Below are 13,428 nucleotides of genomic sequence, written 5' to 3' on the forward strand. Positions count from 1 at the left end.
TAAAATTTTCCTCACCTCCTATGCCAAATCAATTGGTATCATTTTTCCAAATGGTTGCTTAATACTTAAGCGCTTTCCACGAGGTAATAGCCAATATACTTGATGAAAATTTGTTGATAAAGCAGTGTGCTCACCATCACCATCGGTTAAAATAACGATAACGGTCCGCATTGGCTCATAGTGTTTTGCTACAAGCATATCAAAGATACATTGAAATGATGTACCCCCACCTGCATGTCTGACCCATTGTTTAATACGCTTAACAACATGCACTGTTGTATCAAAAGAAAATATTTGTATATTTGCATCGAACTGCTTCGTAATCTGTGCCACTTGCGCCAACATCATACTCACTTGGTGATTAGATATCGAAGCAGAATTATCAACAAAAATTATCAATTGTAATGCATAAGTACTGAGTTCTCCTGGCAAATCTAAACGATAGGCTTGACGTCGGTTAAATCGTGCACGTGTTGTTTTACGGCGATTAGGTATAGCACTTAATCCTGCACGTAAAATCGCTCGCCAATGACGTTTGGGTACCATAATTTCATCAATCCGTTGCTGGATACTTCCCGGCAACTGTCCTCGACCGGAACGTTGTGCATCTTTTTGTGCCTGTCTGATGACTGTCTCTAATGCTGCCTCGGCTTCATCTAATGATACACCAGCACTTTGCCATTCTTCATGGCCTGAATAATTGCCAGCATATTGTGGTAATAACTTATCATCGAGTTCCGCCAGTTGTGCAATATACTGCGCAGAATCTTGATATGGTGGTAACAGCTTACCATAAATCCCCAAGATGGTCTGTAACGTGATGGCCTCTGGCAGGTCACCTAAATGTGATGGCAAATATTGATTGACTGCTATATCCGTTCCTAAATTAACCAATTGACGACGTTGCTTTCTATCAAAAGCATAGCGAGTTGGATGAGCCCAAACAATATGTAATGCCTCATGAGCCAATGCTAATGCAACTTGATTATGATTACTAAATTGACGGTTAAATCGGGTTGGATTCACAATCAAAAACCAACGATGTGCTTGCCATCTCAGCTGCAAGGCCGTCAATGCTTTTTCGTCATCATCGCGTGCTAAATTCATCACAATATTACCATACAGCGGTGAAACATCTAAAAGTGTTTTGATGCCATCAACAATCAGATTGTTATTTAAATTTGTCATCGTGTCGCAATATCCATAATTTGCTGATACAAAACATTGGCATAATGCGCATCAGAAGCATACAAATCATCTAAAATCGGGGCACTTGTCATTTGCTTAACTAAAGCATATTGCCCATCTGGTGATACCAAACCTAATAATTCACTAAATCGCCCAGCGTTATTATCAGTAGTCATATTAGCTGTTAATAATAATGTCTTCATAACGCTTAATTTTTGAATATCGGAAAGTTTTTCAAACGTTAATCGAATTGTCTTAGGTAACTGCGGTCCCACCGGTTCTGTCTCAAAAACATCTGCTGCCGTTAGACTAGGTGTCTGTTCACGAACAAACGTCACAAATTGCGTAGCAACTTGATGGCCTAAATCACCAGCCACAATATCAAATAGCAGTTGGTCTTGCATAGGCGTTGCTAGTTGTCGTAACTCGTACAAATTATCAGATACACGTTGCCATGCGCGCGGCGTTGGGTTCAAGTCAATTTGTCTGACTTCTGGATATAAGAGCGTGGCGTGCTGCGAAATAAATTGTCTTACCAGTGGATGAATGTGCTCTCGATGCTGAGTTTGTTCTTGCTTAGCCCAATCTAACCAATCAGTCACTGAAACCGACATAACCAAACGCGTGGTACGATCTTTAATGGCAGCATCGGAAGTCTGCACAGCATATTCTGAGTCTTCAAACCCAGTCATCGAATCATCTGGGTTTTCTGCTAGAACTAATTTGACATTTTGGGGTAAAATCAAATCATTTATCTGACGCTGTAAAACCAAATTCATGAGCTCACCTTGCACAGCTTGTGACCCACGATTGAATTCATCTAGAAACCAAATGATGGGTTTTTCTGGGTTGGCCTCAGCTTGTTGAATAATTTGAATCAACGTATGGGTATAACCAAATTGAACATCCGCTAAACGACCATAATTTTTCGTCGTTATAAAAGCTGCATCAGTTAATGGTGGTATAGGTATCGCTAAATCCCCTTTTTCAGATAGTGATACCACTGTTGTAAATAGTGTTGCATTTAAACGCTTAGCAACAGTTTGTACAAGTGCTGATTTCCCAATCCCCGCTTCGCCAACAATTGTTGGCACATTGCCACCCTTTAAGATCAAAGGCACAGCTGTTAATAGTTGTTGAAATGATAATGCCATATTTTGCCCTCTTTTACTTAACTCAATTTTACCGCTAATTTGTTTTTCATGCTAAAATAAAGACATGACAAAACTACTTATTCTCGGTGCTAACGGTCAGATTGCTAAACTCGTCGTCCCTATGTTAGCTAATACCGATGTACAATCTACTTTAACTTCATTACATGGACGTTCTGACAAGAATATTCAAACACTTGACGCTGTCAATGAAACGCAGTTAGTCTCTATGTTAAAAGATATTGATATCGTTTATGCAAATATCGGTGCAGAAGGACGACAAAAAACAGCCGCTAACAGTGTTGTTAATGCTATGCATCTAGCTGGCGTGCGCCGCTTAATTTGGGTTGCCACGGTTGGTGTTCATGATGAATTACCTCAAAAACAAAGTGATTTATGGGCAAATATACTCGGCACAACAGATAATGAAAATACCTACATGGGTGATCAGGCCGCAGCTGTGAAAAGGATTATGACTTCTGGTTTAGACTATACAGTTATTCGTCCAAATGAATTAATTGATGATAATATCATGCAACAGTTAACTATTCAAACGGATCCAAAAGAAATAATTCAAGGTGGTCCGGTTACCCGAGTAAGTGTTGCTGAATTTATTACGCAAATTATTTTAAATCCGACAACCTACAATAGCATGTCTGTTGCTATTTCTAATAAAACAAATTAAAACACGAGCCACTAAAGTGGCTCGTGTTTTAATTTTACTTTGGTTTTTCGGCAACATATTTCCAATAAGCATCAATAATTTTAGCTGATATCTTACCGTTAGTACCATCTAAGTAGTTATTCATACCCGGAATGGCCATTGCAACAGCAAATGGTTGGCCTGGTACGTAAGCTACCATTGATTCAGTATACGTATCATGTCCATTAGTTTTGGTTTCCGCAGTTCCTGTTTTTGCGTAAACATGGGGCTGTAATTTGTGCATATCGCTACCACCCGTGTTCCAAGGATCGGAACCATTGGCTACACGTTCCATACCATTTTTAATGACTTGCCATTCATCAGCGGTAAGATTAACTTGGCCTTGAATATTTGGTGTTGCGGTCCAAACAGTTTTTTGCGTATCGCTATTTGGCATGCTTTGCTGGACAGCTCCAACGACATGTGGCGCTACAAGATAACCACCATTAGCAATTGTTGATACATAACGCGCTAATTGTAAAGTCGTATAAGAATCATATTGTCCAAACGAGGCATACAAATACTTTCCACGTGCCTCACCGGTCGTTGGTCCGCGATAACCAGCGGTCTCACCAGAAATATCAATTCCAGTCTTAGTACCTAGTCCAAACTGACCAAACCCATTGCGTAATGTTTGAAAGGCATCTGGTTGCAAAGCTAATGGTGATCCTGGACTATAGGTTTGACCACCAATTTTCATACCTAACTGTACAAAATAAGTGTTGGAAGAACGCTCAAATGCGGTTCCAGCATCAATAGGCACTGGTGCTCCGGATTTGTTCCAGTAAGAGGTAATTTCAGGTGTCCCAGCAATTTTAATCGCTTGATCATTTAGCACTGTGTTACTAGGTGATATAACCCCTTTTTGAAAGGCTGTTGCCATCACTGCTGGCTTAACAACAGATCCCATCACAATTGCATGATTCATATTACCTAATGGGTCAGCCGTTTTTTGACCCGTTTCGTAATTGCGATCAACACCTGCCATTGCATAAATACCGCCAGTGAAAGGATTAATGACTGTCGCATAAGCGCCTTCCACATCACCGCCAGGCACATTGTCTTCCAAAATCTTTTGAACCTCACTTTGGAAACGTGCGTTGATTGTCAATTTTACATTATCACCGGCTTGCCCGTTATATTTAATTTGTGATGATTTAACCTGACCATTACTGCCAGTTGTCACTAGGGTTTGAGATGCTGAGCCTTTCAAAATTGATTCATAGCCCATTTCTAAACTAGAATTACCAACCGGCTCATTTTGTGAGTAGCCTTGTGCCAAAAGTGTGTGTAACTTACTTTCTGGCAAACCTGTCGCCTCATTGGTTACTGTACCAACCAAGGCTTTAAATTCATCCCCCTCAGGATATTGGCGTGACCAGCTTGTTCCAAGCTTCACACCAGGAAAGTCACTTAATCGCTCGCCAACTTCAGCTAACTCTGTGTTCGTTACCCCTGATTCTTTAATAAAAGTAGTTGATAATGTGTAAGCGCCACTCATGCGCTGGAAAATCATGGCAGCATTGCTATCAACGTTATCAGCTAAGTGATTTTGCTGTACATAAGCCACCATATATTTATTAATTTGGTCTGGCGTCAGCGTACTCTTCTGTTTCTGATATTTTTTGACCATAATGGCCGATAATTTTGTATTATTTTTGTTATCGGCTAAATAAAAGTCAACTTTAGCCCGCTCACTTAGCCGCTGTGTATCAACTGCTACTATTTTCCCAAGCTTAATAGCCGTTTGCCGCATTGTTGGTGCTGTCACTGCCGTCCCACGTGTAAACGTAATAGCAGCCTGTGCCTTGTTACCAACAATAACTTTTCCAGTTGCATCATAGAACATACCGCGCGGAACGTTACCCTTTTCAATGGTTTCATCACTACGGTTTACTTCTCCCTGATAATATGCACCTTGTTTGATTGTCAGAAATGCTAACTGAATAATGAGTGCTATCATTAAGGTGAGTGAAATACCCAATAATATGTTTAAACGTACGGGTAGATTACCACTAGCACTATTTTTTTTATCACGATCTTCTAAGTAAGGATTACGCTTCATATTTGACCCCAATTTATCAATAAGTTACTTAAACTAGATTACCACAAATCCTGTTTTCGCGCTAAAAAAGACTAAAAATTTGGTATATTAGTAACATGAATAAAAAACACTACTTTATTTCACCATTAGCACTTAGCTTTTGGCTCCCAGCTTTAGTAATACTGGGTTATTTTGTTTATCGGGGTATGGCGCCATTTGGACCAAACTCTATTTTAACAGTTGATCTAGGCCAACAATATATTGACCAATTTGCTGCTTTCAAACACACATTTTTATCCCATCCTACAAGTTTTTTCTATTCATTTAGTAATGCGCTAGGTGGTGATATGCTCGGCGAATGGGCTTACTACCTTATGAGCCCATTTAATGTCATCTATTTATTCACGCCAATTGTGCACTTACCCTCTGCCATATTATTTGTTACCGTACTGAAATTTGGTAGCGCTGGCTTAAGTATGGCTTGGCTTTTAAAACAACTACAGTTGCAACGCGGTTACTACATCACATTATTTGCCGTTAATTATGCTTTATCTGGGTGGTTTATCGCCAACGATTTAAACCTGCTCTGGTTAGATGCTGCCATATTACTCCCAATACTGATTGTACAAATCGAGGCTCTTTTCAAACAAAATAATTGGTGGCGCTATGCCCTAATTTTAAGTCTAACCATTACCAGTAACTATTACATTGGCTACATGATTACATTATTTGTTATATTGTATTTTATTTGGCGTTTAACTTGGCCAAACCAAATTAAGCAGCGCTGGCAAGTAATCAAACATTTTGTTTACGGTAGCTTACTTGCTGGTGCTTTAAGTGCTTGGCTGATATTACCCACATATTATCAATTACGACTAGGTAAGGCCCAATACAATACGAATTGGTCTTTCAAATTTGACAATGATCCCGTTAAATTAATCCTGAAACTAATTCCAGGTAGTTTCGATTTCAATCAAATGCAAAGTGGACAAGCTAATTTTTTCGTCTCTGCTTTTATATTGTTTACAGTCATTGGCTTTTTTGTTGTCAAAACGGTTCATTGGCGCATTAAAATAGGCGCACTATTGCTTCTTGGTATTCTATTAATCGCAACAACCTGGGCCCCTTTAACAATTATATTCCACGGTATGCAATATCCTGTCTGGTATCCCTATCGTTTTAGTTTTCTAATTAGCTTCATGTTCATTTATTTAGGCGCGTTGGCTTGGCAACCAAATCAACCATTAAATCTTATGAGTAGCTCATTAAGTCTCGTATGTATCATTACTATCACTTTTTACGCTTATCAACAAAGTCATCATCTCAGCTACATCGATCAACGTAGTATATCGTTATTTGCGATTTTAGCTATGCTTATACTTGCGCAACTGATGTTTCCATCACATCATCGCTATCAGTGGTTATTGCTCTCTTTTACCGTTCTCATGCTAGTCGTCAACGTTTTGCTAACACTCAACCGTTTTTCCTACCTCACAAACACTGAATATCAAAGAACAATTAAATCACTTACACCTGCCATCAAAAAAATTAAAACAGATCGAACTTTTTATCGGATAGCACAAACCTTTCAACGTACACGCGGCGATAGTATGATGCTAGATTTTTATGGTGGTTCACATTTCAGTTCAACGCTACCAAAGGCAACACCTACTTTCTTTGGTAATATAGGTCAACCAGATGGTGATAACTACGTTGCTTATAGTAATGGTAGTTTATTATCGGATGCCTTGTTAGATATGAAATACATTGTGGCCCCAAATAATCAAGATAAACACTTGCCCGGTGATCCAAGTACACATTTGATTGGTTATCGGCCTGATACATCAAAGTATCATCTTAAAGCAGTAACAGACAAAACAAGTGTATGGGAAAATCCATACGCGCTGCCACTGGCTTTTGCAGCTAGCGATACTGTACTCAAAACAGCAATGCTACTAAATAACCCTATGCAGAACCAAAATAATATCTGGCAAGGACTAAACGCTCAAAAAGCACCCTTAGTGACGGCAGAAAATTTCAGCCAAGCCGTTGGCCATAACGTCAATACGCCAGCTACAATTACGGATGCATTATTGGTAAAAAACAAACCCAACGAGCCAGCTAGCCTTGACCTCACGTTTAATCCAAAAACCAATGATAGCTATTATTTAACACTTGGTAGTGGCTTACCGATTAAAGATTTTGATTTACTCATTAATGGCCAAGTGATTACACAGTTTAATTCTTACCGCCATACTGTCATTATTAATTTGGCCTCACAGGTTAAAAATAAACCACAAACTGTTACCATACGTTTTAAACAAACTCGCTCGTTGTTATTAAACAATGTTACCTTATACCGCATATCGCAAGATAATTTCCAGCAACAAGTTAATCAGTTAAAAGCACATCCCCTAACTATCGATGAATATCGCGACAATAAGATTACTGGCAATATCACGACAACTAAGCAACAACCCCTACTTATGACAACTATTCCTAGCACACCTGGCTGGCAAGTGCTGGTTGATGGAAAACGTGTCAAAACAGAAAAAGTGGCCAATTACTTTATCGCTGTGCGAACCGCCCCTGGAAAGCATCATGTCACCTTTAAATATACACCACCTTTTTTCTGGCTAGGTGTCATGTTAACAGGCACTGCTGTCCTGATTTTAGGCATATTCCAGTTTTATTATAAAATGCTTGCAAGAAAACGCTCTGCATGATATGCTCGTCTTGCTATTATTTGCGAGAAATACGCAAAATTGAAAGGAATCTTTTTATGTCAGAAGAAAAAGTATTTCCAATGACAGCTGAAGGACGCGATAAGCTCCAAGCTGAATTGGAAGATCTCATTACACGTCAACGCCCAGAAATTACAAATCGCATTCAAATTGCACGTTCATACGGTGATTTATCTGAAAACTCTGAATATCAATCTGCTAAAGATGAACAAGCTTTCGTTGAAGGTCGCATTCTCACATTGAAAAAAATGATTGAAAATGCCGAAATTATTGACCCAAACGCAACAGCTGCAGATGTTGTGTCCCTCGGTAAGACTGTCACATTCAAGGAACTACCCGATGAAGAACCTGAAACGTATGCAATTGTTGGTTCAACTGAGTCTGATCCGTTGGCTGGTAAAATTTCTAATGAATCAGCTATGGCAGTTGCACTACTTGATAAAAAAGTTGGCGACAAAGTCTCTGTTCCGCTACCAAGTGGTGAAAGTATTGACGTTGAAATTCTAAAAGTTGAAAAGTAATAAAAAGGACTTGCTGTTAGCAAGTCCTTTTTATTACTTCTTTATGCAAACTGATTAATATTTCCAATAATAATTGCACCGACAACAACTAGTATTGTGCCAATAATTATTAACTTCATTTGGTAATTAGACTTCTTTTCGCCTAATAGATAAATACCGCCAAATGTTGCCACAATGATACCTAATTGTGAGAACGTCGTTGCAATTGTTTGACCGATGGCTGGGTTAGCGGCTGAAATAAACATAAATATATTACCAGTCGCCCAAACTAACCCAGTCAAAATGTTTTTCCATGTTGGTTTGTTAAACATTTTATCCGCTTCTTTTAACACAAAGATAACAATCAAAAATGCACCAATTACTTGTCCAATCGCTTGAGGCCCAACGATTGCAGTCATATAGTCAACACCATTATTCTTAGCTTTAATGGTATCAGAAATATAGCCAATTTTATTCAAAAAATTAGGTAATACGAAATAAAACATATACCCAACAGTCGAGATAGCTAGATACACTAACCCTTTAGTCATACTTTTCGCTTGGCTTTCAATGCCTGAATTTAATGCCTTATCACGCGCAGAAATAAGTGTTGCACCAATAACAATGGCAATAATCGATATCACACCGATAGCCCACATCTTCCCTGTTTTCCAATCGCCAAGCACCACTGCTGCCATTAAAGCATTTGTAACAATTTGACCAGCAGTAGACAATGGAATAGCCAAGGACACACCTAAATCTTTAATTGCCAAGAATTGGCCGGCAGTACCAACTGCCCACACAAGACCAGATGCGACGCCCACTGTCCAAATTTCTTTTCCTAAATAGGCATGGTGTGGCATCACATAGAAAAACATAGTGGCTAGTCCGAATAATAGCGCACCAAATGTCATGCCTAATGTCTGTTGCCCAGCTGAGCCACCCATTTTTGTATTGACGAGACCAACTGATCCCCAAGCTAATGCAGGCACAAGTGCCAACAAAATTGCTGCATTCATTATATCTAATACTCCTTCATCGTGTTTGATTAACAAAAACTATTTTACACGAATGAAAACGTTTACACAAGTCTTTTTAGGAAATTTTGTAAACGTTTTCATCATTATTCTTGTAACTTACATCACAATCTCTCTATATATTAAAATGAGATACAAGCTGATAGCTGCTTTAACTTGATTATCGCGTATTTTTTATGAAAAAACTCATGATGATCTATTAAAAATAGGCTGACGAGTGTGACTTCACTCATCAGCCTATTTTATTTATTTATCATATTTTTGCATGTTCCAAGTTTCAATTACATTAATGAGTAATTTAGTATAGTTAACATCTGTTGCATAATGATCATCGTAGAGCGCCTTAGCTGCCTGTTTATAATTTTTAGCTGATAAAACGTCCTTAAATTGATTAGGGTTCCAAGAATTACCATTCACAATTGTTTCAGCATGCTCCCGCATACTGTCCTTCCAACTATCATAGACAGCAAAACGTGCCTGTTGTGTTTCAGGTTTGCCGTCCACATATTCTGTAGTGTCTAGAACAACTGACTTACCTGGTGTGGTATCTTGTGTTTTAACACCATAAAAGTTATTATACTTTGATGACAACTTAGAGTTATCCCAATTCGATTCATGGGCTGCTTGTGCAATAGAAACTGAAGCTAAGATCCCATACTTTTTGGACAACTCTTGTGCATAAGGAGCAATTTTTTTAACAAAAGCTAAGCGTCGTTCAAATTCCGATTTACCAGAAGTAGCAATCAATGCCATAACATTTGGCGTTGCCAAACCATTGCTTTTTAACGTTTTATAATATGGTTGCATTGTTGTATCAGAAGTTTTTAACATTGTTTCAACAACATCACTAGCATTTTTAGCATTTGTTAAATTAAAGGCTTGTGGATAAATATAGTCTAATAATTTGGCATCCTGCGTATCTGATTGATTAACACCTCGCAACAAATCTGGATACTTCTGATACATCTTAGCGATTAATTTTTTATCATTAAGTGCTGTTAAGACAGACTGTTCTGAGACATTCTTGACCTTATCAGAAACATTTTTAGCAACTTGACTAGCAGATTGTCCAACGCTGACCATGACATACCCCTTTGGTAGACTCGGTTCAGCTGTCGGACCACTCACCATCTGTTGATAAATTAACTGTATCGTTTGTGAAGGTGATAGATGATACGTTCCGGCTTGTAACTTTTCTGCTCCTTGAGACATAGCATACTTGTAAAACGCTTTGGCGCTCTTAATAATTTTTTTATTTTCTAGTGTTTGACCCATTTGCATGGCCGTGGAACCATCATTAATTTTGACAGTTTTAAAAGTGGTATCCTGTGGGTTTAAAGCAGCATTGTTATCCGTAAAAAGTGCCTTAATAACTAGTACAAAGCCCACAACAACAATAACGGCCAAAAATGCCGTTAGCCATTTAGACTTTTTAGATCGCTTTTTGTGTGGCCCACGGCCACCGCCTATTGGTCCAGCAAATGGATTATTTGATGTACTATTTTGTGTGGCATCTAAAGCTTCTGCTGCTTTTATTTCATGTTGATGCCGTTGTTTTCGAGATTCCATAGTTTATCCTCTAAAATAAATTATCATAATAATGAAAGCGACCAGTATCATTAATACTAGTCGACTTGTTATATTTTAGCATATTTTTTTATGGGATAGATTAAGAGAAGATTACTTTAACGCTTCTACATCGCGTGCAATCATTAGTTCTTCATTAGTTGGTATTAATAGCGCCTTGACCTGTGAGTCCTTTGTTGAGATTTCAATTTCTTCACCACGCTTCTCATTAGCTACTGAATCTAATTGTATACCAAAATAAGCTAAACGATCGATAATTCTTTTTCTAATTGGAGATGAATTTTCACCAATACCAGCTGTGAATACCAACGCATCTACGCCACCCATTTCGGCAATATATTGCCCCACATACTTAACAATACGATTGACAAAAATATCGACAGCCAACCGCGCATGATCATTCGTGTCCTGAACGTCTAATAAATCACGCATATCAGATGAGATTGTTGATAAACCTAATAAACCTGATTTTTTATTCAAAATAGTCAGCATCTCGTCATTTGATAAGCCCTCTCGTTCTTGAATATAATAAACTAGTGATGTATCAACATCTCCAGATCGCGTAGCCATTGCTACGCCAGCTAGCGGTGAAAAGCCCATAGATGTATCTAATGACTTACCATCCTTAATAGCAGTAATAGATACACCGGCACCTAAATGTAATGTGATGAGTTTAAGTGATTCTAACGGCTGCTTAAGCATAGTTGCCGCACGAGAGGCCACATAGCGATGCGAGGTACCATGAGCACCATACTTACGTGCCCCATAGCGCGTATAGTATTCATAAGGCAACGGATAGAGATAGTTTTCTTCGGGCATCGTCTGATGAAATGATGTATCGAATACGGCAACAGATAGCGCATTGGGTAAAAGCTTCTGAAAGGCACGAATTCCCATGGCATTAGCTGGATTGTGCAAGGGTGCATAATCGGCAAGACGATCAATTTTTTCTAAAACGGCATCGGTCACAACAACAGAATGATTAAACCATTCACCACCAGCTACGACACGGTGTCCAACACCTGTAATTTCATTAAAATCTTCAATAATGCCTAAATCTGTTAACTTTTGAAGCATGAAATTAATGGCCTGCTGATGATCTTTAATCGCCAGCACATTTTCATACTTGTGCCCCTTACCGTCTTTTAAAATAACAATATGGTCATCATCTTCAGAGTTACCAATTAAACGTTCACCCTGCACTTCTGAACCGTACTTAATTGTCACAATAGCGTCATCCATCCCAATTCGCTCGATAACACCTTGTGCAATTACTTGTTCTGCTGGCATCTCTAATAATTGAAACTTTAGCGAAGAACTGCCGGCGTTAACAGCCATTGTTTTAGCCATAATATGATTTTTACCTGTCTTTCTTAAACGTTTCTTGACTGGACGCATGTTGAAAATATAAGACAAAAATAATTCAGTAGACTTTGCCATACATTTAGGCGATGTTTACAATCTCACGCTTCATTCTTTTCTCTATCCAGTTTAACCCAAGCCTTGATATCTTGCAAAAATTTTTTTAAATTATCCACATCTTTCAGTGGTGGATATTGTCCCATTAAAATGTCACCAGTATTCTCTGCCTGCTTTTTTCTAATCACTAAAATAGCTTTCGCAGCACTCTGGTTTTGAAAAAAATTGTTCGGTAATTGTAAAAATGCTTTAATTTGTGCCTTTGCTGTAAGCATGCCTAACAATTTTTTTGAATCAGTTCCCGATAGTACATCCGCTGGAACAAGCAAATATGCCCAACCATCAGGCGTTAAAAAGTCTAGACTCTTTTCTATTAATAGTTGATGTACCATTGACTGTCCATTGGCTAGCTGTGTGGCATAATAACTCGGTGCTGCCATTGGATAATAGCCTACTGGTAAATCAGCTATAACAACCTTAGCCTTTGGTGTGTCTTCTAATTGAACGACATCTGCCTCATAAAAACTAGTTGTTCTATCGTTAATCAAGCCATCAACCGCTGAAGCTAACGCTAACTGCCTACTATCATTATCAATCCCTATTCGAGCAACTGTAATGCCGTTATCTACTAACAAATTGTTAACTGTGTTGAGTAAGTTTCCTGTACCAACATTAAAGTCTATTAGGGTATCACCCGTTTTGAGTGCCGCAGTTTGTAATAGAAAATCCGATAACAAATAACCAATACCATCGGGTGTAATTTGAGAATTGGCGGGTACTTTATCTTCACGATGAACTTTGAGCGTAACAAGTTGTAATAGTTTACGCAAATCATCAGCTGACAGTTTATCTTGCCTGAGCGATTGTGTTAACGTTTGTATTTGCTCAACTATAACTGAATTAGGTTTATTAGCATCGACATGAACAGATCCATCATTGATGTCTTCAAGTATTTCAACAAGTGCATCTGTAAAATTCATGTCAACATCTTTAGAAAAATCAGTCGTTATTGCCGTTAAATTATCAAAGTATTGTGCTATTTTTTCTTGTGTCAT

At 38.5% G+C, this 13,428-nt stretch carries 10 protein-coding genes; 3 read left to right on the plus strand and 7 right to left on the minus strand.

What is annotated here, in order from left to right; all coding sequences use genetic code 11:
* Window positions 1-18: 18 nt before the first annotated feature.
* Together C5L21_RS08720 and C5L21_RS08725 are read right to left on the minus strand one after the other, a co-directional pair.
* On the minus strand, window positions 19-1,188 hold the full coding sequence (locus C5L21_RS08720) for a vWA domain-containing protein (RefSeq protein ID WP_085699799.1): 1,170 nt from the start codon (window positions 1,186-1,188) through the stop codon (window positions 19-21).
* The gene (locus C5L21_RS08725; RefSeq protein WP_048801787.1) at window positions 1,185-2,342 is read right to left on the minus strand and encodes an ATP-binding protein; all 1,158 of its coding nucleotides are present in this window, start codon (window positions 2,340-2,342) and stop codon (window positions 1,185-1,187) included. Before C5L21_RS08725 ends, C5L21_RS08720 begins: the two co-directional genes overlap by 4 nt.
* A 64-nt stretch (window positions 2,343-2,406) precedes the next feature.
* Here C5L21_RS08725 and C5L21_RS08730 point away from each other — a divergent pair, with 64 nt between their 5' ends.
* Complete coding sequence (locus C5L21_RS08730; protein WP_004904357.1) at window positions 2,407-3,024, plus strand: NAD(P)H-binding protein; 618 nt, start codon at window positions 2,407-2,409, stop codon at window positions 3,022-3,024.
* A 34-nt stretch (window positions 3,025-3,058) separates the two neighbouring features.
* On the opposite strand, the gene C5L21_RS08735 is transcribed toward C5L21_RS08730, so the two are convergent.
* On the minus strand, window positions 3,059-5,107 hold the full coding sequence (locus C5L21_RS08735) for a penicillin-binding transpeptidase domain-containing protein (RefSeq protein ID WP_004901231.1): 2,049 nt from the start codon (window positions 5,105-5,107) through the stop codon (window positions 3,059-3,061).
* A gap of 95 nt (window positions 5,108-5,202) precedes the next feature.
* Here C5L21_RS08735 and C5L21_RS08740 point away from each other — a divergent pair, with 95 nt between their 5' ends.
* Together C5L21_RS08740 and greA are read left to right on the plus strand one after the other, a co-directional pair.
* The gene (locus C5L21_RS08740) at window positions 5,203-7,812 is read left to right on the plus strand and encodes a YfhO family protein (RefSeq protein WP_085699797.1); all 2,610 of its coding nucleotides are present in this window, start codon (window positions 5,203-5,205) and stop codon (window positions 7,810-7,812) included.
* A gap of 56 nt (window positions 7,813-7,868) precedes the next feature.
* Complete coding sequence (greA, locus tag C5L21_RS08745) at window positions 7,869-8,351, plus strand: transcription elongation factor GreA (protein ID WP_004901238.1); 483 nt, start codon at window positions 7,869-7,871, stop codon at window positions 8,349-8,351.
* Window positions 8,352-8,392: 41 nt separating this feature from the next.
* Here greA and C5L21_RS08750 read toward each other — a convergent pair whose 3' ends face one another.
* From C5L21_RS08750 to C5L21_RS08765, 4 genes are all read right to left on the minus strand, one after another.
* The gene (locus tag C5L21_RS08750; RefSeq protein ID WP_133286264.1) at window positions 8,393-9,349 is read right to left on the minus strand and encodes a GRP family sugar transporter; all 957 of its coding nucleotides are present in this window, start codon (window positions 9,347-9,349) and stop codon (window positions 8,393-8,395) included.
* A 264-nt stretch (window positions 9,350-9,613) separates the two neighbouring features.
* A complete protein-coding gene (locus C5L21_RS08755) occupies window positions 9,614-10,936 on the minus strand; it encodes a glycoside hydrolase family 73 protein (protein ID WP_085699795.1) in 1,323 nt (440 codons plus the stop codon).
* A 111-nt stretch (window positions 10,937-11,047) separates the two neighbouring features.
* Window positions 11,048-12,304 carry an acetate/propionate family kinase gene (locus tag C5L21_RS08760; RefSeq protein WP_048801814.1) on the minus strand — a complete coding sequence of 419 codons (1,257 nt, stop codon included), beginning with the start codon at window positions 12,302-12,304 and terminating at the stop codon, window positions 11,048-11,050.
* A 113-nt stretch (window positions 12,305-12,417) separates the two neighbouring features.
* A complete protein-coding gene (locus tag C5L21_RS08765) occupies window positions 12,418-13,428 on the minus strand; it encodes a class I SAM-dependent methyltransferase (RefSeq protein WP_085699793.1) in 1,011 nt (336 codons plus the stop codon).

Source organism: Leuconostoc citreum (genome assembly GCF_004354555.1).
GTDB lineage: Bacteria > Bacillota > Bacilli > Lactobacillales > Lactobacillaceae > Leuconostoc > Leuconostoc citreum.

What these genes read in the sequence shown, in the direction of transcription:
- C5L21_RS08720 (WP_085699799.1), bottom strand. Translation starts at nt 1,188, where the DNA reads ATGACAAATTTAAATAACAATCTGATTGTTGATGGCATCAAAACACTT.
- C5L21_RS08725 (WP_048801787.1), bottom strand. Translation starts at nt 2,342, where the DNA reads ATGGCATTATCATTTCAACAACTATTAACAGCTGTGCCTTTGATCTTA.
- C5L21_RS08730 (WP_004904357.1), top strand. Translation starts at nt 2,407, where the DNA reads ATGACAAAACTACTTATTCTCGGTGCTAACGGTCAGATTGCTAAACTC.
- C5L21_RS08735 (WP_004901231.1), bottom strand. Translation starts at nt 5,107, where the DNA reads ATGAAGCGTAATCCTTACTTAGAAGATCGTGATAAAAAAAATAGTGCT.
- C5L21_RS08740 (WP_085699797.1), top strand. Translation starts at nt 5,203, where the DNA reads ATGAATAAAAAACACTACTTTATTTCACCATTAGCACTTAGCTTTTGG.
- greA (WP_004901238.1), top strand. Translation starts at nt 7,869, where the DNA reads ATGTCAGAAGAAAAAGTATTTCCAATGACAGCTGAAGGACGCGATAAG.
- C5L21_RS08750 (WP_133286264.1), bottom strand. Translation starts at nt 9,349, where the DNA reads ATGAATGCAGCAATTTTGTTGGCACTTGTGCCTGCATTAGCTTGGGGA.
- C5L21_RS08755 (WP_085699795.1), bottom strand. Translation starts at nt 10,936, where the DNA reads ATGGAATCTCGAAAACAACGGCATCAACATGAAATAAAAGCAGCAGAA.
- C5L21_RS08760 (WP_048801814.1), bottom strand. Translation starts at nt 12,304, where the DNA reads ATGGCTAAAACAATGGCTGTTAACGCCGGCAGTTCTTCGCTAAAGTTT.
- C5L21_RS08765 (WP_085699793.1), bottom strand. Translation starts at nt 13,428, where the DNA reads ATGACACAAGAAAAAATAGCACAATACTTTGATAATTTAACGGCAATA.